We start from the raw sequence: 23,666 nt of genomic DNA, 5'->3' as shown, positions 1-23,666 counted from the left end.
GCCCCCGACTCAAGCCACGCGCGAGCGGCGGCGTCGAGTTCGTGCAGGCACTGGCGCCACCGGCGCCGCTCGCGCGCTACAGCGCTCATGAGGGCACGTGTCTGGCCCTTGCTGCCGATCCTGCTGGCGGATTCCTCAGCGCCGGTGACGATGGCCGTCTCGTCCATCTGCGCCTCGATGGCACGAGCGAACTCATCGTGCATGAGGACGGCGCATGGATCGACCGCGTGGCCGCCAGCCCAACGGGTGGCCGCGCGTATGCATGCGGCCGCCGGGTTCATTGGCTTGGCGACAAACCCGCCTGCCTGATGCTACCGGGATCGGCAACATCGCTGGCCGTCGACCCGGCTGGTACACAACTGGCAATCTCGCATCATGGCGGTGTCACGCTTTGGGCGGCCGACTCGCTCCGCGAGCGTCTGCTTGCATGGCCGGGCTATCACCGAAACGTGGTGTGGAGCCCTGACGGCCGCTACCTCGTCAGCGGCATGGAGGAGAACGCGCTGCATGGCTGGCGGCTGCCCGACGGCGCAGACATCGAGATGGGCGGCTATCCCGGGCAGCCCCGCTCGTTATCGTTTTCGGCAGACGGCCGCTTTCTCGCCACCAGCGGCGGCATGCGCGCAGTGTGCTGGCGCTTCGATCCGCCCGGCGCCGACGACGAGCCGCACGAATGCGGTGTCGCGGGCAAGGCGCCGGTAAGCAAGGTGGCCTGCCATCCGTCTCATCCGCTGATTGCAGTGGGTTATCACAGCGGTGCGGTCTTGCTGTGTCAGCCAGGCAGTAGCGACATATTGTTCATCAAGGGTTCCGGCAATAGCGCAGTAAGCGCGATGGCCTGGTCGCCAGACGGTGGGGCGCTTGCTGTTGGAACCGAGGCGGGCGAGCTGGCGCTAGTGTTTCTGCCGGACGAGCTGTTCCGCTTCGGAAGCCGCAGATAGATGGGTCCTGCTTCCATCACATATCAACACGGAGACAACCATGAATAACGGACACCCCCCGAAAGAGCAGTTCTTCGAGCGCCTTGGCGCCGTGGCAGACGAGATGATCGAAGCCTACGGCAAGGACTTCGCGCTGGGCGCGCTGATTTTGACGGCACGTTTTGTTTCTGAAGGAAAAGGGCCCGACGATTCCGCCCAAAGCATGACTATCGCAGGTGAAAGCCATGGCAGTGTTGCGACGTAGATGCACGACATGGTTTACCCCATTGTCCGTGACAGAAAATAAGGCATCCGAAAGAAAATAGAAGGTCGATCCAGAACGCGCCGTCCGATCCAAACGTCCCAATATCGGACAGCTTCGTGAAGCGGAGTTGTCGCAGAACACAACATGGCGGACTGCGGGAGTTTTTAACCCATGCCTGTGCGGGTTGCCAGGCTTGAGGATCAACAAATAACCCCTTCTGGCACGCTTATCGCTCTAGTAGTGCAGGTCAATCCGAAAGCGTTGACGTCCCGAACGCAAAACGAAAACAGCAGGAGACACGATCATGAAGACCGGACCAGCAGGCCTGTCCTTCCGTTCCCTCTGCCGAACTCTTCGCTTGCTAACGAGACGGCCCGCCCGTGTTGTTGACTCTGGTCCTGGCGCCAGCCGGCCCTGCCCGAAGCGTCGCATTGCGACAGTTATCGAAATGGAACTAGGAGAGCTCAATGTCTGATGGATTAACGCTCAACAAGATCACGTCCCAGCGTGGGATCAGTATTGGGGAGGCGGCACGCCGCGTCGCCGATCTCGGCTGGACTCCGAGTTACGTCCAGGAGGCCATGACCTTCCCGACGGACTACAAGATCAGCAAGGCGCCACGTGACCCGATGAAACAGGTGCTGCGCTCTTATTTCCCGATGCAGGAGGAAAAGGACAACCGCGTCTACGGCGCGCTCGACGCGGCATTGCGCGGCGACATGTTCCGCAACGTCCAGCCCCGCTGGGTCGAATGGATGAAGCTGTTCCTCGCGATCATTCCGTTCCCCGAAATTTCGGCGGCACGTTCAATGGCGATGCTAGGTCGGCTCGCACCGGGTGAAGAGCTACGCACCGGCTTCACGATGCAGATGGTCGACGAGTTCCGACACTCCACGATCCAGATGAATCTGAAAAAGTGGTACATGGAAAACTATATCGATCCGGCCGGGTTCGATATTACTGAAGCCGCGTTTGGCAAGTGCTACGCCACCACGATCGGCCGTCAGTTCGCCGAGGGGTTCCTCACCGGCGATGCGGTTACTGCAGCTAACGTGTTTCTGCAGGTGGTGGCCGAAACGGCGTTCACGAACACGCTGTTTGTCGCGATGCCATCAGAAGCCGCCCGTAACGGCGACTATGCGTTGCCGACTGTGTTCCTTTCTGTGCAGTCGGATGAAAGCCGCCATATCGGCAATGGTCACTCGCTGGTGATGTCGATCATCAACGATCCGGACAACCATTTGCTGCTCGAGCGCGATCTGCGCTATGCGTTCTGGCAGAACCACGCAATCGTCGACGCGGCGATCGGCACCTTCATCGAATACGGCACCACGGACCGCGACAAGAACAAGGAGTCGTACGCAGAGTTGTGGCACCGGTGGATCTACGAGGACTACTACCGCACCTACATGCTGCCGCTGGAGAAGTACGGCATCAAGATTCACCACGATGATGTCGGTGCCGCCTGGGACCGCATCGTCAAGCAAAACTATGTCCACAAGGTTGCGCAGTTCTTCTCGGTGGGCTGGCCGGTCAACTTCTGGCGCATCGAAGCGCAGACCGAGAAAGACTTCGAATGGTTCGAACACAAGTACCCCGGCTGGTACGCCGAATTCGGCGACTTCTGGAAGTGGTACGCGAAGAAAAGCGTGCCGGGCGAAACCAACATGCTGTTCGACCAGGAAAACGGTTACGTGTATCCACACCGTTGCTGGAGCTGTCTCGTGCCCTGTCTGATTCGGGAAGACTTCGTGGTCGACGAGGTTGACGGCGAACTCTATACGTATTGTTCGGAACTGTGCCGCTGGACCCATAAGGTGGCATTCGCGCCGGAATACGAAGGCAGACCGACTCCGGCAATGGGCCGCTTCAGCGGGCGCCGCCAATGGGAAGAGTGCTACCACGGCTGGGATCTGGCCGATTGCATCAAGGATCTCGGCTTTGTGCGCAGCGACGGTAAGACGCTCGTGCCGCAACCGCATCTACGTTTTGACGACAGGCAGATGTGGACGCTCGACCATGTGCGTGGTCACACAATCCAGAGCCCGATCGTCCTCTTGCGCGGCATGACACCGGAGCAGCGCGAGAAACACATTGCCGAGTATCGCGCCGGCTTCAAGATCAATCCGGTGAATTGACGAAGCCATCCGTCCGGCGGCAGCCCTATCGCCGCCGGACGGATCAGGAGCACACAATGAGCGACACGCAAGAGACGAGGCGCGAGATGGCGGACACAGGCGACGACAAAGTATTCCATACCGTTTACTTCGAGCCGGTCGGTGTGCAGATGTCGGTGGCGGAAGGAGAGACCGTGCTGGATGCCGCGTTTCGCCAAGGCATTGCGGTGATGCACGGGTGCAAGGAGGGGCAGTGCAGCAGTTGCAAGTCGCTGCTGGTCGAGGGCGATGTCGAACTAAAAAAGTATTCGACCTTCGCGTTGCCCGACTACGAGCGCGAATCCGGCCATATCCTGTTGTGCCGCACGCTCGCCTACAGTGATCTGACTGTAGAACTGCTGAATTATGACGAAGACCTGATGCGTCGTTCGATCGCCGTGAGCGAGTATGACGCGACGCTCACGAAGATCACCGCGCTCACGCACGATATCAGGCTGCTTGAAGTGAGGTTGTCGAGGCCGCTGCGCTTTTGGGCCGGGCAATACGTTGACCTGACGATTCCGGGAGTTGGCATCACGCGGTCGTTCTCGATGGCGAACACGCCCGATGGCGAATCGACGCTGAAATTCATTATCAAGAAGTATCCCAATGGCGCGTTTTCATCGCAACTGGATGGTGGACTGAATCCAGGCGACAGGCTGATCGCGAAAGGGCCGTACGGTACCTGTTTTCGGCGCGAGGATCAGCCTGGACCGATGGTGCTCGTGGGCGGAGGGTCAGGGATGTCGCCGCTGTGGTCGATCCTCAATGATCACGTCCAAAGCGGCGAAGAGCGCCCGATCCGCTTCTTCTACGGCGCGCGTAGCCGACGCGATCTGTTCTATCTCGACGAATTCGCGGAGCTGGAGGAAAAACTGCCTGATTTCCGCTTTATTCCGGCCCTCTCGAATGCCGAACCGGACGACAGCTGGACGGGCGAGACGGGCTTCATCCACGAAGTGCTCGGCCGCGCCTTGCGCGCAGAAGCGCTCGCTGGCGAGATCGATGCTTACACATGCGGTCCCACCCCGATGATCGAGGCGGTGATGCCGGTGCTTCAGATGGCGGGCGTCGCGCCTGAGCGGCTTTATTTCGACAAGTTTACGCAGGCGGTTCGCTGACCGAATCTGGCAAAACGCCTATTCGAAGTGCCCATAACCGAAACACGAAGGAGGACTAACATGAGTACGTTGGCAGAGCAGTCGCCAGTGAAGTCGGGCGCGGCCGGCGCGGCCCAGTTTGCCGGCTGGGACAGCCGCAAGTACAACTACTTCGAGCCGAAGGGACGCAAGGCGAGCCACTACGAAGACATGACCGTTGATGTGCAGCCGGACCCGAAACGCTATCTGCTGCAAGACTGGATTCTTGCATTCGCTGACGGCACACCGACGTATTCGGAAACCTGGACGGCGGCCAAATGCTCGGACTGGCATCGGTTTCGCGCTGTCGACGAAGAGTGGGAGCGCACCCATTACCAACGTCAGTCGACCATCGTTGGCATGATTACCGGCGCGATCCAGAACGCGCGGCGCTCGGGGGCAGTCAAGCGTTTCGACAAAACCTGGATCAAGGTACTGGAACAGCATCTGGGCGCATACAAGCATGCGGAGTTCGGTTTGGGCACCGCCACCATGCATGCGCAGCGCTACGGCTACACGCAGATGATCAATAGCGCCATCCTCACGAACGCGTCGTACAAGCTGCGCTTTGCGCAGGACCTGACGCTTTACCTGGGCGAGATCGCGCTGGACCTGCCCAATCTCGATCTCGATGCCGGCAAGCAGCACTGGCTCAACGACCCCATCTGGCAGGACACGCGCCGGGCAGTGGAAACGATCGGCGGCGCCACCGATTTTCTGGAGAAGTACTTCGCCGTGAACGTGGTATTCGAACCGCTCGTAGCGGATCTGTTCCGCAGCGGATTCATCATGCAGGTCGCTGCCGCGCAAAACGATTTTCTGACGCCGACTGTCGTGTCCGCAGCGGAAGGCGACTATGAGCGCAATCTGGCCAATGCTGTCGAACTGTTCCATATGCTGGCTAACGACCCGCTGCACGGCGAAGCCAACCGCAAGCTGTTTGGCACCTGGCTGGAAACACACGGTGCGCTGGCGTCAGCGGCAGCAAAGCAACTGCAGCCGATCTGGTCGATTCCGCACGTGAAGACGGCCCAGTTCAACGACTGTCTGAACAGCGCGATAGAGCGGGCGGAGATGATTGCCAGAGAAATCGGCGTTCACTTTCCGTCGTCGATCCGCGCTTGAGCGCTTCTCGACCTATTCGAACCAACCGCGAAGAGGAGTACGCAATGTCAGTGCATACCGACAATATTTTCAAGTCGATGAAGGACGTCCGCTTCGAACAGACCATCTCGCATCAATGTGGCGTGACGATGAACGACAGCGTCGAGGCGCGGGCGATTGCGGAACTGATGTCCGCCAAGCCCGGCATCACGGTGACCTATCTACCCGCGATGATCCGTATCGATGGGCAGGGCAAGATCGAGTTCAGGATGGGCGAGATCAGCGAAGTGCTCGGTCGCGAGATGACGCCGCATCTGTTCGAAATTTCTACCTCGACCCACTACGGGCGGATGGTGATGATCGACGACGAGACGGTCGTGCTGTTCGGCAATATGGACGATGCGATGGCTTACGAGTGAGCGAACACCCCGCCAGCTAACCAGGCGGCCGGTTGCCCTCAAGGGCGACGGGCCGCTCGTGCAACCAAGGAGACGAATGCCATGTATCGAACCACGGACGGTGAGGAAATCTTCATCATCGACGGGCATGTTCATCTATGGGACGCCAGCAAGGCCAACCTTAAAAACGTGCACGGCCAGCAATTCATTGACTGCTTCTACGCCTATCACTCGAACCTGAGCCCCAAGGAGTATTTGTGGCCCAAGGAGAAGTTCGACAAATACGGCGAAGAAGCGATGTACAACGACCTGTTCGTCACGGGTTACGACGACATGGCGATCTGTCAGCCGACCTATCTGACGGACTTCTACAAGAACGGCTTCAACACGACGGAATCCAACTACGTGCTGAAGCAAAAGTATCCGAACCGCTTTATCGTCAATGGCGCATTCGATCCGCGAGATGGCGAAGCAGGACTCGATCGTCTTGAGGAACTTGCGTCGCTCTACAAGATTCAGGGCGTCAAGCTCTACACGGCGGAATGGCGCGGCGACAGCAAGGGCTACAAGCTGTCGGACCCCAGCGTGCAACGTTATTTTGAGCGCTGTGAGAAGCTGGGTATCAAGAACATCCACGTCCACAAGGGACCGACGATTCTGCCGCTGAATCGCGACGCGTTCGACGTGGCGGACGTTGACGATGCTGCGACCAGCTTTCAAAACCTGAATTTCATCGTCGAGCACTGTGGCTTGCCACGGCTTGACGATTTCTGCTGGATCGCGACCCAGGAGACGAACGTCTACGGTGGGCTCGCGGTGGTGCTGCCGTTCATCCATACCCGGCCTGAGTACTTCGCGCATGTGATCTCGGAGCTGCTGTTCTGGATCGGCGAGGACAAGATCCTATACGGCAGCGACTACGGCATCTGGTCGCCGAAATGGCTGATCGAGAAGTTCATGGCCTTCGAATTGCCGGAGTCGGTAGCCAAGGAAACCGGCGTGCAGTTGTCGCTAACGGCCAAGAAGAAGATCCTTGGGCTCAATGCGGCGCGCCTGTATGGCATCGACGTCGAGGCGCAAAAGGCGCTGCTGGAGGACGTCCGGCAACCGGCAGCGGTTGGCGCATGATCGCCGCACGCGTAGTGCAGACACCGGCCGGCATCGTGTCGAAGGACGCTTCCAGCCGGGTCGCCGAAGTCTGGTCCCGGCTCGAAGCGGTCGCTGACCCGGAACTCGACGAGTCGGTGACGGAGCTGGGTTTCGTCACCACGGTGGAGGTCGATGGCGGCTGCGTATCGATCGGCTTCCGCTTGCCGACCTACTGGTGTGCGGCCAACTTCGCCTATCTGATGGCGGACGACATGCGACAGGCGATAGCAGGCCTGCCGTGGGTGACGAACATCACGATCACACTTGACGAGCATATGTATGCCACCGAGATCAATCGGGGTGTAGCCGCTGGACTATCTTTCCAGCAGACCTTTGGCAGCGAAGCCAATGGCGAAGTGGAGGACGTGCGGCGCATTTTTCTCGTGAAGGCTTTTCAGCGGCGGCAGGAGGCGCTTTTAAGCTGGCTCGTGGCAGAAGGCAACGATCCAGCGACGCTGGTGCGCTTAAGCATGGCACAGCTTTCGGCGTTTGCAAGCGCGAGCACAGACGATGGGAAAACCCAGCGCCTGGTATTGCGCTATCGCGAGCGACGTTTTGTAGTGGGGCGCTGTACTGACGAAGCAGAGCAGGACGACGAACCGGCTTTTATCGACACGGAAGGTGCACCGCTGAATCCCGACGAACTGGGTGCCTACCTGCGTGGATTGCGAAGGGTCGGCGTCAATGCGGAATTCAACGGCGCGCTATGCCGCGGTCTTCTGGCTGCCCGCTATGGCGAAAGCTGCACCCCAGCGTCAGAGGTCGAGATCAAACCGGTGCATTTCATCCGCACTGGCAGTTCGAAGCCCGCAGGTACGTTTGCGCCAGCACGAGAGGCGTCCGGAGCAGCAGAGTAAAAAACAGTCATCCGAACTAACCGGATCAGGAGGAGCAGAATCATGCCGAATATCATGCTGCATGACGACGAGGCGCGCATGGCGCTAGGTCGAGGCGTTGCGAAGCTGGCCAAGGCAGTGCGAGGCACGCTCGGCCCGCGCGGAATGAACGCAATCATCGACCGGCCAATCGGCACGCCGATCATCTCGCGCGACGGTGTCAGCATTGCCAATGAGATCGAACTTGAAGATCCGTTTGAGAATATCGGCGCGCAAGTCGTGCGTGAAGTATCCAAACAGACCAACCAGGTCGCGGGCGACGGCACGACCACTGCGACCGTTCTAGCCGATGCACTGGTTCAGGACGGCCTCGCCTGCCTCGCGCAAGGCGCCAATCCTGTCGAGCTGGTGCAAGGTCTGGAACTGGCCGTCAACGAGGCAATCGAAGCGCTCAAGCGCGCTGCGACGCCCCTGCGCAGCGGTGACGAAGTGCGCGCCGTGGCGGTGGTGGCGGCCAACGATGAATTCACCGGGAAGTTAGTAGCCGAAGCATTGGAGCGGGTGGGCGCCGACGGGATTGTCGATGTGGAATACGGCACCACGGTCGAAACCCGTCTGGAAGTGGTAGACGGCATGGCGTTCGATCGTGGCTACCTGTCGCACCACATGGTGACGGACATCGAGAGAATGCAGGTGGTGCTGGACAACCCGCTCATTCTGATGACCGACCAGCGGCTGCAATCGCAGGAAGAAGTCGCGGCGCTGCAGGCGCTCGCGACGCAGAGCAAACGCCCGCTGCTGATTATTGCTGAAGAGGTGGCGCCGGCCTGCGTGATGACGTTGCTCGCATGGCGCGACAACGGCGGCATGCCGGTGGCGGCGATTCATCCACCGGAGTACGGACACTGGCGCAAGGCGATGCTCGAGGACATCGCAATCGTCACAGGCGGCAAGGTCGTTGCCCGTGATCTGGGCGGGAAGCTGGAAACCACTGAATTGCGCGACCTCGGTAGCGCGCGGCAGGTGCGCATCTCGTCGAATCAGACCATCATCACAGCCGGCGGCGGCGATCCGGCTGCGGTTGCCGCGCGCCGTCAGCAGGTGGCGCGTCAGTATGAGATGGCGCCGGAGAACGTTGAGCGCGACAAGTATCAGGTCCGCCTTGCCAAACTGTCGGGCGGCACCGCGCTGATTCTTGCGGGTGGCGCGACCCCGGTCGAACAGAAGCGTCGGCTGCACCTGATTGACGACGCGATTCACGCGGCGCGCGCGGCGATTGCCGAAGGCGTCGTGCCTGGTGGTGGTATGGCCTTGTTGCGGGTCTCGTCCGAACTGGAGGGCGTCATTGCTCGTAGTCAAGGTAGCGTGCAGCAAGGTGCACGGCTTTTGCAGCGCGCGTTGGCGAAACCGCTGTTTCACATCGCGACGAATTGCGGCCTCGACGGCGCGGCCATCGTAAACGAAGCGGTGCGGGCAAAACCCGGTATGGGTCTCGACGCACGTAGTGGCGCTTTCGTTAATCTTGTCGACGCCGGCATCATCGATCCGGTCAAGGTCAGCTATAGCGCGGTGCGCAATGCGGCATCGGTAGCCGGGTTGATTCTCACCACCCAGACGTTGATTGCCAAGAAGCCGGAGACGATCGATCCAACCGCCGGACCGGCGCTAGGCGCAGGCGCCGAACTGCTCGGGCGTCAGTAGGCGCATGAGGATGACACCGCTGCCGGTCTCCGTATCGGGGACCGGCACAGCAAGGCCGCTGCCGGTACGAACCGGGTGGCCACCGGTAGAAGGAGACAAACCATGGCAACAGGAACGGCCCGCCACTTCAGCGCAATCGCGACGACTGCCCAGTATCTTGGCGCGATGCGTTCGATTCGCCTGCTCCGGTTCACGTTGGGCTGGAGCATCACGCTGTGTGGGACGTGTGTTTTGATGAACGATGTGAGTGCAACGATTGCCCCGTTTTTGCGCGGCGTCGCCGGCGTGATCGCTAAAGCAATGGTGTGATCGCCATACCTGTGTATCTCGGCCGCTGCCTTTGCGTTTTTGGGCGGGTGCCAGGCACGGTTGCGCGTTGCTGTGATTCACGAGTTGCGAAGAAGTGGTGGACAGGTACACGAATCGCGCGTGGGTGACGATCGTCGCAACGCTGGACGCGCTCGCGGTTTTTAACAAAGGGGCGCGATCCAATGCGCTGGCCGTGTTTCCCCCAAAAGACTTGTTGAAGATCCAGGCATATACTGGGCGCGCGTTAGCTGCTGGGTTTGAAAAATAGAAGTCCACACGATACGCTCAGCCATGACATTCTAGGTAGTCAAGACGAAGCCGGCCGCAGAGCCCGGCTTCGCGTTGACCCATCGCCCCGGAGGAAAGTTGTGGCGAGGAGACATCAGATTGGCAGCATGTTGGGTCTAGGTGATCAGGCTGCGATGCGGAGCATCGTAGCCAACGCGCAGCGCGCCAATCTCCGTCATTCCGATCGGGGCACGATGCTCGCGTGGGAGCGCTTTCTGGCGGGCGAGCCGTCTACTTCTGCTCCACCGGCGCTCATCGACTCATGGCAACGCAGCTTGCAGTCCGGCGTCAGTCCGACTGCGGTCTCGGCACCGATCGCGGTGCACGGCGACGAGGTTGCGGCGCTGTGCTGGCGCCATCGCGACCTGCTGGCAGCGGCCGACCGCCTGTTCACTGTCACGGCCGACCTTTTCGCTGATTCGCATTCAGTTCTGCTGCTCACGAACCAGGACGGCGTGATCCTGAAAGCGGCCGGCGATTTGCGCACGCAGGCGGCGGGCGAAAAAATCCATTTGACACTTGGCGGCGACTGGGGCGAGGGCAGGGCGGGCACTAATGGTATCGGCACCGCGCTGGCAACCCGTGAGCCGACCTATATCCACGCTTCGGAGCACTTCTGTGAAGGCATCAAGGCGTGGAGTTGCGCCGCGGCGCCGATTTGCGAACCCGGCACCGGTAAGGTTTTGGGTGTACTCGATATTTCCGGACCACCTTCAACGTACCAGATCAACAACCTCACCTTGGCCGTGACTGCTGCGCGCCAGATTGAAATGGTGCTCGCCGAACAGGCCGCTCGCGAGCACATGCGTTTATTGACCTTCTGCCTGCAACGCTTGTCGTCGTCGGATGCAACTGGCATGGTTGCGATAGACCGCAGTGGACGGCTCGTGCACACCACCGGCAGACTCGCGTTGCCGGTGGGCATCGGCGAGCGTTTCCCGGGGATGAATGAAACTTCTGCGGTGGAGGACTGGGTGCAGCATTTGCCCGCGGGGTTGAGCGCCGAATGGTTCAATCCCGTCGTCGTCGACGGCAACACGATTGGGGCCATGCTGGTCGTTCCCGCACGAACGCGGTCCGTCAATGTACGGTTGGCGGAGTGCAGTAGCGAGGCTGATCCGCAACGCAACTGCTTCGCGCAGATCCAGGGACAAAGTGAGGCAATGCAGGCCGCCGTCAATCGCGGGCGGCAACTCGCCAGCAAGCGCGTGCCGGTGCTAATCGAGGGTGAAACAGGGGTCGGCAAGGAACTGTTCGCGCGCGCTATTCATGGCGAAGAGCGAGGAGGTGGCCCGTTCGTCGCGTACAACTGTGGGGCTGCGTCGAAAGAACTGATTGCCAGCGAGTTATTCGGTCACGTGCGCGGCGCTTTTACCGGCGCGACAACAGAAGGGCGAGCCGGCCGCTTCGAGCTAGCTCACGGTGGAACGCTTTGCCTCGACGAGATCGGCGAGATGCCGCTCGAACTGCAACCGGTGCTGTTGCGCGTGCTGGAAGAAGGCATCATCTACCGTCTTGGAGATACGCAACCAAGGCGCGTCGATGTGCGCCTGCTCGCGATGACCAACCGGAATCTGCGAGAGGAAGTCGAGTCAGGTCACTTCCGCCGCGACCTGTATTACCGGATCAGTGTGACGCGCATACGCATTCCCCCACTGCGTGAGCGGGACATTGATATCGATCTGCTCGTCGAGCACTTCAACAGGAAGCTCGCCTTGCGGCACGGAGTCCCTGAACGCCAATTGAGCACCGAGATCATGGCGGTGCTCCGTGCTTATTCGTGGCCGGGCAATGTACGGGAAATGCGCAATGTCATTGAGAATATGCTTTTGACGTCTCGCGCTTCCGTTGTGTCGTTCAACGAATTGCCTTCTGAGTTGCTCGACGAAGCTGCAATGTCTGGCGGGATGCCGGTGCCTCGCGACGACGGCACCAGTCTTGAGGAAGCGGAGCGTTTAGCCATTTCGCGCGCCGTACACAACGCGCACGGCAACCTTGCGCAGGCCGCTCGTGCACTCGGCGTCTCGCGAAGCACGCTCTATCGCAAGATCGGGCTTTATCAGTTGGAAGGCCTTGTCAAACCAGCGTCGAAGGAATGAGGTTTTCGCGGGTTCGAAGGCCGCTGTCAAATCTCGTGGTCGTTATGAAAGCGCGTGACTCGTAAAAGGCTCGGGTGACGGCATGTCGCATGGTTAAGGCTACCCGCCTCGGTTATGAAATCTATTCAGTTGGCCGGGACCCGAGCAGAAGTATATCCACCAGTCTTTTTGCACTTTGCTGCCAGTCTGGTGCAGACGCGACGTTCGAAACGCCCACGAGTGCGCGAAGAAGATCCAGCGGGTCGAGATCGGCGCGGATGTCGCCACTTTCGATTGCGCGCGTAACCAGCGATTGGATTGCGTCCGTGATCTGGGCGCCGGATGACTCGAACAACTTCGTCGGCCCTCCGATAATTGAATTCAAGGCAGGCGCGATGATCTTCTTCGTAGCAATGTAGTCGACGAAGAGCATCATCCACGCTCGCAGCGCATCAGGCGGGGGCAGCGAATCCGCCAGCTTCCGCGCTTCCTCTGCGAGCTTCTGCACCTCGGCGCGGTAAACGCTCTCCAGCAACGCATCCCGCGTCGGGAAGTGGCGGTATAGCGTGCCGGCGCCCACCCCCGCCTGGCGCGCGACGTCCTCGAGACTAATGTCGCCTCCCGCGCGCGTGAACGCCGTTTTCGCTTCTTCGAGAATGCGCTCGCGATTACGGAGCGCGTCGGCCCTGGGTTTCCGTTCTTTTGGTGTTGAGTGGTTCATTTGCACCCTGAATGCTTGCAAGCGGAGGGTAACTCCGTTTAGTATATTGTAAAAGCGGAGGGTGGCTCCGTTTTATCCCGAACAGGGAATGGCGTCAACGCTATTGTGATGGAGAGGCGAAATGGCTGGCAAATTTGGTGCGACTTCGACGACGGACGACGTGCTCTCGGGCGTCGATCTTCACGGCAAACGAATTCTTGTAACGGGTGTTTCGGCGGGCCTCGGCGTGGAAACTGCGCGGGCGCTCGCTGCGCGCGGGGCGAACGTTATCGGCGCGGCGAGGGACCTGGAGAAGGCGCAGCATGCGATTGCCGACGCGCGGCGCGACACCGCTGCGGCAGGCGGCAGCATCGAGCTGGTTGCGCTCGATCTCGCGAGCCTCGCGAGCGTCCGGGCTTGCGCCGACAAGCTGCAGGAGGAAGGCAAATCCCTTGACGTCATCATTGCGAATGCGGGCGTGATGGCGACGCCTTTTGGCAAGACAGCAGACGGATTCGAGACGCAGTTCGGCACCAATCATCTAGGGCACTTCGTGCTCGTGAATCGTCTGGCATCGCTGATCGCGTCTGGCGGTCGAGTGGTCGCACTGGCGTCGTCGGGGCACCGTTTCGCAAATGTGGATCTCGGCGACCCCGGCTTTGAGCGCACGCCATACGATCCGTTCGTTGCATACGGACGCTCCAAGACGGCCAACATCCTCTTTGCGGTCGCTTTCGATCAGCGGCATCAGGCGCGCGGCGTCCGCGCAACTGCCGTTCATCCCGGAGGGATCCACACAGAACTGGGCCGCCACATGGACGACAGTCAGATGACCGCGCTTCTGGAACGAATCAACAGTCAGCTTGCATCGGAGGGGAAAGGGCCGTTCCAGTTCAAGACCATTCCGCAGGGGGCGGCGACTTCGGTATGGGCCGCGCTGGTGGCGCCAGTTGAAGACGTTGGAGGCAGATATTGCGAAAACTGTCACGTGAGCGAAGTTGTTGCCGACGACGTTGTCATTACGCCCGTCAGTGAGGGCGTTAGAGGTTACGCGCTCGACGCTGCAAATGCTGCCGCGCTTTGGCGCAAGAGCGAAGAGATGGTTGCGGAATCGTTCTGATCTGTACGATGGGTCCTGGATTAAACCCCCACCTTATTTACTAAACAACCCAGACTCTTTACAAGGGATTTAGATACAGGTAGATATCATCGCTCCGCTTGACGCTACCGGCCTTCAGCCATGCGTCATACTTCGGAGCGGAACCATGTTTGAAATCGGAAAAGAGTATTCTCGGGAAGATATTCATAGGGTAACGGGGGGATGCAAACAGGCATTCCTGCCGGTGAAGGGCGGCAAGGTGGTCGCCGCGCGATTGCGTCAGGATCTCAATCCCTACGCACCGGATGTTATTGTTTGTGATGGCGGCGCCGCTTCACGCGCGGCCGGTCGAACGCTCGCGCGGCAGACTGACCCAATCCCTGTTTTTGTCCGAACGTCAACGGACCGGTTCCGTTTCATGGGCGACTATGTCACCGAAGAGTCGCTTACTGCGCCGCTTGACTACGCAAAGTACGTGGAGAACAGTGGTTTTACGCTGGGTCAGATTTCGCGCGTGCTGAAAATGAAACGCCGTTGATCCAGGGGGATGCTTCGGCACGGGGGTGAGCCCGTTTGCCAGTTTTTTGAAAAGGGAGGTCCGCATGCTCTGGAAGATTGAGGGTTCCGAGACCTACGTTCTGGGTTCGGTCCATTTCACCAACCTCAGTCCGCTTCGGTTGCCGATCACTGTCGCAGAAGTGTTCAGAACCGCCAGCCAGATCGTATTCGAAGCAGATCTTTCGGAACGTCCCGACTCCGCCCCCCTGTTGCTTCCGAGTGGAACAACGCTAAAAGATTGTGTGTCCGATATCACGTTAGCGAAAGCGCGTTCAAACTGGGTCCGACTTGGGCTGCCCGAGGATAACCTTCTGCGGTTCAAGCCCGGCGCGGTGGCCCAGATCCTCCACATTAACCAGGCAGCGCGGCACGGTTATGTGTTCGAGCGAGGCATAGACAGGGTTCTTTGGGATCGTGCGGCCGACGCTGCAAAGCATCGCGCGCGTCTCGAGAAGGTTGAAGCACAGACCAACGCGTTGCAATCGTCGCCCATCGCTGAACAGGCCTCGATGCTGGAGTATTTCGTCAACGGTGATCTCGGTGTTTCGGTGCTGTCTTCAATGGTGACCGCGTGGAAGCAGGGCAACACCGGCCCCTTCGATGCCGTGCTGGCGGAACGTCGTCGACGATGGCCAGCAATGTTCGATATTTTGATCGACCGCCGCAACAGAGACTGGGTGCCAACTATCGCCCAGATGGTGAGCGATCGGGAACGTCGACTCATTGTGGTGGGAGCCTCGCATATGGTCGGCCCTACCAGCTTGTCCTCTCTCTTGTTTAAGCGCGGGCTACGCTTGCGCGCTCAGCCCTGGCATTTCCCTGGGTATTCCCGGTTGCCTTGAAACACGGCGTAACAGTCCCGTCCCGCAGCGAGCGGAATAGTGCAAGCCGGAATCGCGTTATACCTCTAGCAGGTCCGCGCCGTCGTGCACAACTTCTTCCTATGCGAAGTCACACACTCCGGCAACGCGATCTGCGAGGCGAACCGATGGGGTCTTCACGGTATTGACGCGACGTTCCGCGTCGTGTCACCGGACCGTCGAGCAGGACGCAATCATGCGCAACTTTATTGGACTTGGTATTGTGCTTTGCAGTTGTGTCGCGTGCACGACGCCGACGGTGTCGCAGCCTGCCCCGGCTGGACCGCTGAACGACACGATGACCCCATCGGCGGTGGCACCCACGTGTCGTATGGTCAACGGCACGGCGGATATCGATGGTGTCCAGCAGAACATATCGGGCCTTGCGTGCAAACGGCCCGACGGCACGTGGCAAATCCAGCAGCAGACCGCGGGCGTGGATTTGGAATATGATTATCCGCCACCACCCTATGCGTACTATTCATATGACGATCCGTGGTTTTATGGGCCGGTGGGGTTTGGCTTCGGCGGGTTCGTCTTCGTCGATCGCTTCCATCATTTCCATCATATGGACCATACACACTTCGGTCCGCATGGCGGTTTTCATGGAGGAGGCGGTTTTCACGGAGGGGACGCCTTCGTTGGAGCCGGCGGGTTTCACGGCGGCGGCGGCGGGGGGCACCGTTAGCGCATGACTACCTATGCGCGACTTACCCCCTTACGTCCGGGCTACCGATGAACCTACGCATCATCGTCACAAGCGTCGTCTGGTTGATGGCTGCCGGCTGCGCGTCGCCCTGGATCGCGTGCTGCGCAGTCGCCGAGGAAACAGCGACCGCAGCGACAGGGTCCGATGTTTCGCCGGCGCAGGTTGGCGAGCTGCCGGTCGATCAACAGGTGCGCTGGCTGCGCGCCGCGGCGCAGAGCGGCGCGCTCGAAAGACTCGACGACGCACAACTGCTTGCGCTGTTCCAGTCATTCGATCCGCTTACTGTGCCGCGCTATATCAAGGAAGGGCCGAACGGATATCCGTCGTACGAGTTTACGATGGTGCGTCAGGAGCGCATCCGCGGGATATGGCCCAGACGCCCCGATCAAATGCTGGTGCGGCTTACGCGCCAGCCACTGCGGATCTACGCGAAATGGCTGCCCGACGGTGCGCACTCGGGCCAGGAAATAATCTACGACGAATCCATACGCCGCGACGAAGTGTATGGCCACCTGGGCGGTCTGCTGAGTGTGATACCGATGTGGGCGTCGCTGAACGGCGCGCTTGCGCATGCGCAATCGAATCATCAGGTGCGCGATCTCGGCACCGAGTTCATCGTAAGTCGGTTCCTCGCGGAAGGCGAAAGGGTTGCGCAGACCGGCATCACGCGCCTGAGCCAGATCGAGGTGAAAACCATCGACGGCGTGCGCGTGGTCGCCTTCACGTACGAAACGCCGACCGGCCGGCCCGAGTACTACGCGAAGAAAGAAACGCTCGGGCTCGACCTGCGGCATCCGTGGTTCCGAAGCGCTGAGTCCTACGACAACGAAGGCCGGCTCTTCGAGAAGATCGTATTCAAAACGATCACTCCGGAAACCTTCGACGATTCGACATTCGACCCGAAAAATCCGGCCTACCGGTTCTAGGCCGTGTCCCCTTGCCACCGCGCTTGTGTGATGTATCGGGTTCTAAGCCACGCTTGCGTTCAGAGAAACCGCCAGCGCATCATGCGGCTCCGCATGAGGGTCGCGCCGCGCACCGAGGTAGAAGTCTGTCACGTCGTCGCGCAATCTGAGTTCAGCGGAACTGCCCGAAGCCGCGACGATGCCGTTCTCAAGAATGTAGCCGTGGTCCGCGTAGTGCAGCGCAAGATTGGCGTTTTGCTCGGCGATGAGAAAACTGACCTGCTGGATGCGCCGCAACGTATCGATGATCTCGAAGATCTCCTGCACGATGATAGGCGCGAGTCCCATGGACGGCTCGTCGAGCAGTACCAATGCCGGCCGCGTCATCAATGCCCGCCCAATGGCAATCATCTGCTGCTCGCCGCCTGAGGTGAGTCCGGCTCGCGTGGCGCGCTTGTCACGCAGGCGCGGAAACCACGCATAGATCTGATCGAGATCTGCCTTCAGTTGCTGTCGCGACGGGCCGCGCAGGAAGCCACCGCTCACCAGGTTTTCCTCGACTGTCAGTTGCGCGAAACAGCGGCGCCCTTCAAGCACCTGCACGACGCCTCGTTTGACGAGGTCGGACGCGGACAAGCGGTTGGCCGGTTCGCCGCGCAGCAGAATGCGACCCCGGCCCACCGTGCCGCGCTCGGGGCCCAACAGGTTCGAAATCGCCTTTAGGGTGGTGGTCTTGCCGGCACCGTTCGCGCCAAGCAGCGCGACGATGCCCGCCTGGGGAACGGTCAGCGACACACCGCGCACGGCTTCGATTGCCTGACCGTAGTGGGCATGGATGTCATCAACCTCGAGCAGGGGAGGCTGTGCCGTTTCGCTCATGACGGGCTCCGTTGAGTACTGAAGTGAAGAAGTCAATTCGCTGCCGTGCGTAACGTCAGGCCCTTTTCCTTCGCGTACGCGGCGGCCTTGGCAAAGACGATGTCGTGGAACAGCGAGGGATCAGGCTTGATCCAGTCAGTCTGCGCAACCCATTTCGTTCCGTCCCACTGGATGATCTTGCCGGCCACGTCGCCCTTGTGATTGTCGGCAGAGGTCTTCAGCGGACTCAGCAGACCTTCGATACCGAGTTGCTTGATACGGGCTTCGTCGATGTTCAGATGTTCGAATGCCCATTGACCTTCCTCGGCGGTAAGCGGTCGATTGCCGAATTTCTTATGGCCGGTGCGCAACGCCTCCACATAGATGACCGCTTCGATCACGCCGTCGTTGTAGTAGACCGAACCGAACTTGCTCCTGTCCTTCAGGTCAGACTTGCCCGCGTCGAGGATGTGCGACTTGATCGACTGGAGGAGGGGATAGTCGGTGCCGGACGGGAACAGCGAGACTGCCTGGTAGTTCTTTGCAGCGCTCCCCGCTGGCCGGACGTCATCTTCCGAGCCGCTCCAGATATCGCCGATGATGCGATTGGCCGGGAAGCCAACACGCGCCGCTGTCTTGATCGCAACCGGCGTCATGACGCCCCAGCCACGCAGGAAGACCCAGTCAGCGTTGGCCTGCTTGATCTTTTCCCATTGCGCCTGCTGTTGTTCGCCTGGCGGGGGCACCGGGATTTGAATGTTCACGAAGCCGTATTTCTTCGCGAGGATATCCAGCGGCTGGATCGTGTCGCGCCCGTAGCCGGAGTCGTGATAGAGCGTGGCGATCTTGACGCCCTTCAGCTTGTCGTAGCCGCCCGCCTGCTTCGCGATGTAATCAACAACGATCTGCGCCTCGCTCCAGTAATCGAACAGCAATGGGAACAGATAGGGAAATACGCGGCCGTCGGTGGCGACGTTCTGACCGCCACCCGGCGAGATGATGGGCACCTTGTCGACCCGCGAGCGGTCCGTCAGCGCGACATCGAGGCCGCTCGAATGCGGATAGATCGCGGCCGTGGGTGCGCCGTCATAACCCTTCTTGTAACGTTCGTAGCACTCAATGCCACGCTCGATCTCGTACGCCGTCTCGCACTCCTGAACGAAGATCTTCACGCCGTCGACGCCGCCTTCAACCTCATTGACGTACCGGATGTAATCGAGGTTACCACCGAGGAACGGAATGCCAGATGGCGCATAGGGGCCGGTCCGATAGGTGAACAGCGGGAACAGTTGCTGGCCGCTATGGTCGTCTGCCGCGACGACCGAGGAGGCGCCCAGCGTGCAGGCGAGCAGAAGCCCGGCGGCCCAGCGCAGCCGCTTCGGGAATGTGGATGTCATGAATCGTCCTTTTCGAGGGGGAATGAAGCCGGTGAAGCAACACCGTGAGCGGTCCGGCGAGTGCCAGCGGTAACGTAATGAAGCAGACGGCGCGAAAGACTGACGAGTCCGTCCGGTTCCTTGATGAGCAGGGCGATGATCACGATCCCGAACACGACCCCTTGCAGATTCGACAACGCGCCCATATTCACGATGTCGGACAAGCCGGTCGCTTCCACCAGATGCTCAAGTCCTATCGGCAGCAATACGATCAGGACCGCACCGAGAAAGTTGCCGGCGAGGCTGGCAGTGCCGCCAATCAGCACGATAAACAGCACCTGGAACGACTTGTCGAGACTGAAGGCGTGCGCGTCCGCGGTGCCGAGATAAGCGAAGGCCCATAGTGCACCCGCGATGCCGCAGATGAACGAACTCACGCCATAGGCCTGCAGCTTGCAGCTTGCGGCTTGCGATATGGGTGCCCAGCACGGCAGCGGCAGTATCCATGTCGCGGATCGCCATCCAGTCGCGACCGATGCGGCTGTGCACGATGTTGTGGGCCAGCCAGAGCAGCAGCGCGGTTGTCACCAGAACCAGCAGATAACGGCCTTGTGGCGTACTCAGGTCGTGCCCGAAAACTTCCAGACGTGGCGCGGAGATCGTCAGCGTTTGGCTACCGTTGGAGAACCAGCTGAAATTGGTGAACAGCCACTCAATGAAGAACTGCGCGCCGAGCGTCGAGGCAGCCAGATAAAAGCCCTTGATGCGCAGACTGGGTAACCCGAACACAACCCCACCCGCAGCCGAGATCAAGCCGGCGATCACGATCACGAGCGGCAAAGGCAGGAGCGGGACGCGCAGCAGCAGGTTGTAGGCGGAGAACGCGCCAATCGACATGAAGGCTGCTGAACCTAACGAAACGAGACCGGCATAGCCCATGACCAGATTCAGACCAACGGCGGCCAAGCCCATGATGATGGTCGGAATCAGGATCGAACTGAGAAGATAGTCACCTGCCCCAAGCGGCACGAGCACCAGCACCAGAAAGCCTGCGAGCAGCGCGAGCGCTTTTGCATCCTTCAGGCGGCCAGGTGTGGACGCCGCACCAGGGACCGGCGTCACGCGGGCACTTTGCGTATGTCTTGTCATTTCAAACCCTTTCTATCGCGCGTTCGCCGAAGAGACCTGTCGGACGGATCAGCAGGAAGCCGACTGACAGGATGTACGCAAACCAGGTCGATACGCTGCCGTTGACGAGCGGGCCGATGTAGATATCGGCAACGCTCTCAGTCGCGCCGACGAGGAGGCCGGCCACGATCGCACCGTTGACCGAAGAGAAGCCACCGATGATCAACACGGGCAACGCCTTGAGGGCGATCAGCGATAGCGAGTACTGCACCCCCTGACGCGCTCCCCAAAGCAGGCCCGCGACCAGTGAGACCAGCCCGGCGACGCTCCAGACGATGCGCCAGATGTGCGGCAACTGAATGCCGACCGATTGCGCGGCGAGCGTGTCGTTAGCAACCGCGCGCAGTGAGATCCCCATGCGCGTCTTGCTGAACACCACCGAGAGGACCAGCACCAGCGTCACCGCCACACCCGAAGCCACCAGATCGAACTGGCTGACGGAGATGCCGCCGATCGCGACGGGCACGTCGTTGATACCGAGGTCGAGCATGTGCACGTCTGAGCCGAGGAAGAGTTGCACCAGACCATCGATCACGAAACTCAGGCCCAACGTCGCCATGAAGAGCGTCAGGGGATCGCGGTTGATCAACGGCCTGAGCACGAGCCTCTCGATCAGGATCGACACGATAACGATTGCCGCGCCGGTGATGGGCAATGCCAGCCAGAACGGCACACCGTGTTCGGTCAACGTGACGAAGCTGAGGGCACCAAACAGCAGGATCGAGCCCTGTGCATAGTTGAATACGCCGGAGGCCTTGTAGATGAGCACGAAGCCGATGGCGACCAGCGAATACATCACGCCGGCCAGCAATCCGCCGATGAGGGTTTGCAGAAACAAGGTCATGAGTGCGAGCGCCTTAGTGAACGGTGCCGAGATAGGCCTTAATGACTTCGGGGTTCTGGCGCACCTCGTCGGGTGAGCCATCGCCGACCTTGCGCCCGTAATCCAGCACCACCACGTGACTGGACAGTCCCATGACGACGCCAATGTCGTGCTCGATCAAAACCACCGTGGTACCGAACTGACTATTGACGGCAGCGATAAAGCGGCTCATCTCGGCTTTTTCATGCTGGTTCATGCCGGCCATCGGCTCGTCCAGCAGAAGCAACTTGGGCCGGCCAACTAGCGCGCGAGCCAGGTCGACGCGTTTTTGCACGCCATAGGCCAACGTCGAGACGCGCGCATGGCGGTAGGGTCCCAGTTCGAGAAAGTCGATCGTCGCATCGGCGCGTGCGCGGAAATCACGTCGCTCTTGCGGGTCACGTCCAAAGCGCAAAGCGTGCTCCAGAAAGCTGGTGCGGCTGTGCCGCGTCAGGCCAGCGAGCACGTTATCGAGCACCGACAGCGGCTCGAACAGCGCGTTGTGCTGGAACGTGCGTCCAATGCCCAGCGACGCAGCCTTGCGCGGATAGATACGCTCAAAGCGTGTGCCGTCAAAGACGATGTCCCCGGCGTCGGCGCGGTACACGCCATTGATGACATTTAGCAGTGAGCTTTTGCCGGCGCCGTTCGGTCCGATCAATGCACAGATCTCGCCTGTGGCCACTTCGAAGCCGATGTTGGAGATCGCTTTTACACCCTCGAACGACAGGGAGACGTTGTGCAGGCGAAGCAGGGGATTCGTCATGGTCAGTGTCACCTGATCGTTTCAACTTCACGCGGCGTGACTGGCGTGTCGGCGGGTTGCACTGCGCTTTCGCGCTTGACCCGTTCGATGTCGCGAAAGCGCGCGGCGGGGTGGTTTGACGGCAGCAGCGCGTCCGCGCCGAACAGCTTCTCGCGCAGTGTTCCAGGCTTGTAGGCGGTCGGATATACGCCGCGCCGCTGCAACTCCGGCACGAGATGGGTCACCACGTCCTCGAAGGTCTCATGTGCTATCGCGTAAGCGAGGTTGAAGCCGTCGACGTCTGTCGCTTCGACCCATTGCTGCAGGATGTCGGCGACCGTCGCGGCCGATCCGACGAACACAGGTCCTAGTCCGCCGATGCCCCCCCACTTTGCGAGCTCGTCGATGGTCCAGGACTTGTCGCCCCCGGCGAGATGCTCGACTGCCGACACAATCGCGTTGGTCTCGACCCGTTTGACGAGCTCGGTGGGTGCGTACTGGCCGAAGTCGATACCGGTCCAACCGGACATGAAGACGAGTGAGCCGTCGTACGACACATAGCTCCTGTATTCCTCAAACTTCGCTTGTGCCTTTGCATCGGTCTCGTCAACGATCACGGTGACGAGGTTGTAGATCAGCAGTTGGCGTGGATCGCGTCCCGCTTCGGCCGCCTGCCGCCGCACGTCTGCCACGTAGTTCTTCAGCACCGACTGGCTGGGCGCAGCCACGAACACGCACTCGGCGTGCTGTGCCGCGAATGCCTTTCCCGGCCCGGACGCGCCGGCCTGATAGAGCACCGGCGTGCGTTGCGGCGAAGGCTCGCACAGGTGGTAGCCGGGCACGTCGAAGAATTTGCCCTTATGGCCGATCTCGTGGACCTTGTCGGGGTTCGTAAAGATACGGTTGTTCCGGTCACGCACGACGGCGCCTTCTTCCCAACTGCCTTCGAACAGTTTATAGAGCACTTCGACGTATTCGTTCGCGACCTCATAGCGGTTGCTGTGATCGCGCAGACCGCCTTCGCTGATATTCTTCGCACCGCTTTCCAGATATGACGTGACGATGTTCCAACCGACGCGCCCCTTGGTGTGGTGATCGGCGGTGGAAAGTCGGCGCGCGAAGGTGTACGGATGCTCGAAGCTCGTCGACGCGGTAATGCCGATGCTGAGATGCTCCGTCACCATGGCAATCGGCGCGGCGAGTTGCAGCGGATCGTTGACGGGAATCTGAGCGGCCTGGTGCAACGCGTGGAAGTTGCTGCCCTTATAGACGTCGTAGTAACCGATAACGTCGGCGATGAAAATGCCGTCGAAGATGCCTTTTTCCAGCACCTTCGCTAGATCGGTCCAGTAAGTGAGGTCCTTGTACTGCCAGGAACGATCACGCGGATGCGCCCACAAACCAGGCGACTGGTGACCCACGCAATTCATTTCGAAGGCATTGAAGCGGATGGCTTTGCTCAT

At 60.3% G+C, this 23,666-nt stretch carries 23 protein-coding genes and 1 pseudogene; 16 read left to right on the top strand and 8 right to left on the bottom strand.

The annotated features are described in order from the left end of the window. The 11 genes from WCA85_RS03810 to WCA85_RS03760 all read left to right on the top strand — a co-directional run. A partial coding sequence (locus WCA85_RS03810; RefSeq protein ID WP_424061845.1) for a WD40 repeat domain-containing protein occupies positions 1 to 941 on the top strand: 941 nt, incomplete at its 5' end. Positions 942 to 981: 40 nt separating this feature from the next. Continuing rightward, on the top strand, positions 982 to 1,185 hold the full coding sequence (locus WCA85_RS03805; protein WP_424061844.1) for a hypothetical protein: 204 nt from the start codon (positions 982 to 984) through the stop codon (positions 1,183 to 1,185). A gap of 467 nt (positions 1,186 to 1,652) precedes the next feature. Further along, positions 1,653 to 3,323, top strand: coding sequence for an aromatic/alkene/methane monooxygenase hydroxylase/oxygenase subunit alpha (locus tag WCA85_RS03800; protein WP_424061843.1), 1,671 nt, complete (start codon positions 1,653 to 1,655; stop codon positions 3,321 to 3,323). 56 nt (positions 3,324 to 3,379) lie between these two features. Then, on the top strand, positions 3,380 to 4,462 hold the full coding sequence (locus tag WCA85_RS03795; protein WP_424061842.1) for an NADH:ubiquinone reductase (Na(+)-transporting) subunit F: 1,083 nt from the start codon (positions 3,380 to 3,382) through the stop codon (positions 4,460 to 4,462). Positions 4,463 to 4,522: 60 nt separating this feature from the next. Further along, the gene (locus WCA85_RS03790) at positions 4,523 to 5,605 is read left to right on the top strand and encodes a toluene hydroxylase (RefSeq protein ID WP_424061841.1); all 1,083 of its coding nucleotides are present in this window, start codon (positions 4,523 to 4,525) and stop codon (positions 5,603 to 5,605) included. Between the two features lie 44 nt (positions 5,606 to 5,649). Continuing rightward, complete coding sequence (locus WCA85_RS03785) at positions 5,650 to 6,003, top strand: MmoB/DmpM family protein (protein WP_408256268.1); 354 nt, start codon at positions 5,650 to 5,652, stop codon at positions 6,001 to 6,003. An 81-nt stretch (positions 6,004 to 6,084) separates the two neighbouring features. Then, positions 6,085 to 7,110 carry an amidohydrolase family protein gene (locus tag WCA85_RS03780; protein ID WP_424061840.1) on the top strand — a complete coding sequence of 342 codons (1,026 nt, stop codon included), beginning with the start codon at positions 6,085 to 6,087 and terminating at the stop codon, positions 7,108 to 7,110. Beyond that, the gene (locus WCA85_RS03775) at positions 7,107 to 7,988 is read left to right on the top strand and encodes an iron-sulfur cluster assembly protein (protein ID WP_424061839.1); all 882 of its coding nucleotides are present in this window, start codon (positions 7,107 to 7,109) and stop codon (positions 7,986 to 7,988) included. The genes WCA85_RS03780 and WCA85_RS03775 overlap by 4 nt, the downstream gene beginning before the upstream one ends. 42 nt (positions 7,989 to 8,030) lie before the next feature. Continuing rightward, the gene (locus WCA85_RS03770) at positions 8,031 to 9,668 is read left to right on the top strand and encodes a molecular chaperone GroEL (protein ID WP_424061838.1); all 1,638 of its coding nucleotides are present in this window, start codon (positions 8,031 to 8,033) and stop codon (positions 9,666 to 9,668) included. A 102-nt stretch (positions 9,669 to 9,770) separates the two neighbouring features. Next, a complete protein-coding gene (locus tag WCA85_RS03765; protein ID WP_424061837.1) occupies positions 9,771 to 9,977 on the top strand; it encodes a hypothetical protein in 207 nt (68 codons plus the stop codon). A gap of 422 nt (positions 9,978 to 10,399) precedes the next feature. Next, positions 10,400 to 12,364, top strand: coding sequence for a sigma-54-dependent Fis family transcriptional regulator (locus tag WCA85_RS03760; RefSeq protein WP_424061836.1), 1,965 nt, complete (start codon positions 10,400 to 10,402; stop codon positions 12,362 to 12,364). 121 nt (positions 12,365 to 12,485) lie between these two features. Here WCA85_RS03760 and WCA85_RS03755 read toward each other — a convergent pair whose 3' ends face one another. Then, complete coding sequence (locus WCA85_RS03755; protein WP_424061835.1) at positions 12,486 to 13,064, bottom strand: TetR/AcrR family transcriptional regulator; 579 nt, start codon at positions 13,062 to 13,064, stop codon at positions 12,486 to 12,488. Between the two features lie 121 nt (positions 13,065 to 13,185). On the opposite strand from WCA85_RS03755, the gene WCA85_RS03750 reads away from it, so the two are divergent. From WCA85_RS03750 to WCA85_RS03730, 5 genes are all read left to right on the top strand, one after another. After that, positions 13,186 to 14,163, top strand: a complete 978-nt coding sequence (locus WCA85_RS03750) for an SDR family NAD(P)-dependent oxidoreductase (protein ID WP_424061834.1) — start codon at positions 13,186 to 13,188, stop codon at positions 14,161 to 14,163. 145 nt (positions 14,164 to 14,308) lie between these two features. Then, positions 14,309 to 14,680, top strand: a complete 372-nt coding sequence (locus WCA85_RS03745) for a hypothetical protein (RefSeq protein ID WP_424061833.1) — start codon at positions 14,309 to 14,311, stop codon at positions 14,678 to 14,680. A 64-nt stretch (positions 14,681 to 14,744) separates the two neighbouring features. After that, entirely contained in the window at positions 14,745 to 15,542 is a 798-nt protein-coding gene (locus tag WCA85_RS03740) for a TraB/GumN family protein (protein WP_424061832.1), read from the top strand. Positions 15,543 to 15,756: 214 nt separating this feature from the next. After that, complete coding sequence (locus WCA85_RS03735; protein ID WP_424061831.1) at positions 15,757 to 16,248, top strand: hypothetical protein; 492 nt, start codon at positions 15,757 to 15,759, stop codon at positions 16,246 to 16,248. An 86-nt stretch (positions 16,249 to 16,334) separates the two neighbouring features. Next, entirely contained in the window at positions 16,335 to 17,195 is an 861-nt protein-coding gene (locus WCA85_RS03730; protein WP_424061846.1) for a DUF1571 domain-containing protein, read from the top strand. Between the two features lie 42 nt (positions 17,196 to 17,237). On the opposite strand, the gene WCA85_RS03725 is transcribed toward WCA85_RS03730, so the two are convergent. From WCA85_RS03725 to WCA85_RS03695, 7 genes and pseudogenes are all read right to left on the bottom strand, one after another. Then, positions 17,238 to 18,053 (bottom strand): ABC transporter ATP-binding protein, encoded by an 816-nt coding sequence (locus WCA85_RS03725; RefSeq protein WP_424061830.1) that lies wholly within the window; start codon positions 18,051 to 18,053, stop codon positions 17,238 to 17,240. Positions 18,054 to 18,085: 32 nt separating this feature from the next. Then, positions 18,086 to 19,429, bottom strand: a complete 1,344-nt coding sequence (locus tag WCA85_RS03720) for an ABC transporter substrate-binding protein (RefSeq protein ID WP_424061829.1) — start codon at positions 19,427 to 19,429, stop codon at positions 18,086 to 18,088. Next, positions 19,426 to 19,845 (bottom strand): hypothetical protein, encoded by a 420-nt coding sequence (locus tag WCA85_RS03715; RefSeq protein WP_424061828.1) that lies wholly within the window; start codon positions 19,843 to 19,845, stop codon positions 19,426 to 19,428. The genes WCA85_RS03720 and WCA85_RS03715 overlap by 4 nt, the downstream gene beginning before the upstream one ends. 88 nt (positions 19,846 to 19,933) lie before the next feature. Further along, positions 19,934 to 20,380 (bottom strand): annotated as a pseudogene (locus WCA85_RS03710) (branched-chain amino acid ABC transporter permease); the annotation flags it as partial. A gap of 178 nt (positions 20,381 to 20,558) precedes the next feature. Then, the gene (locus tag WCA85_RS03705; RefSeq protein ID WP_424061827.1) at positions 20,559 to 21,440 is read right to left on the bottom strand and encodes a branched-chain amino acid ABC transporter permease; all 882 of its coding nucleotides are present in this window, start codon (positions 21,438 to 21,440) and stop codon (positions 20,559 to 20,561) included. A gap of 13 nt (positions 21,441 to 21,453) precedes the next feature. Then, positions 21,454 to 22,224, bottom strand: coding sequence for an ABC transporter ATP-binding protein (locus WCA85_RS03700; protein WP_424061826.1), 771 nt, complete (start codon positions 22,222 to 22,224; stop codon positions 21,454 to 21,456). Between the two features lie 8 nt (positions 22,225 to 22,232). Next, on the bottom strand, positions 22,233 to 23,666 hold the full coding sequence (locus WCA85_RS03695; protein WP_424061825.1) for an LLM class flavin-dependent oxidoreductase: 1,434 nt from the start codon (positions 23,664 to 23,666) through the stop codon (positions 22,233 to 22,235).

The organism is Paraburkholderia sp. (genome assembly GCF_049581445.1).
Lineage (GTDB): Bacteria > Pseudomonadota > Gammaproteobacteria > Burkholderiales > Burkholderiaceae > Paraburkholderia.
The sequence above is the reverse complement of the archived record's forward strand: the minus strand, read 5'-3'. Positions and strand labels throughout refer to the sequence as shown.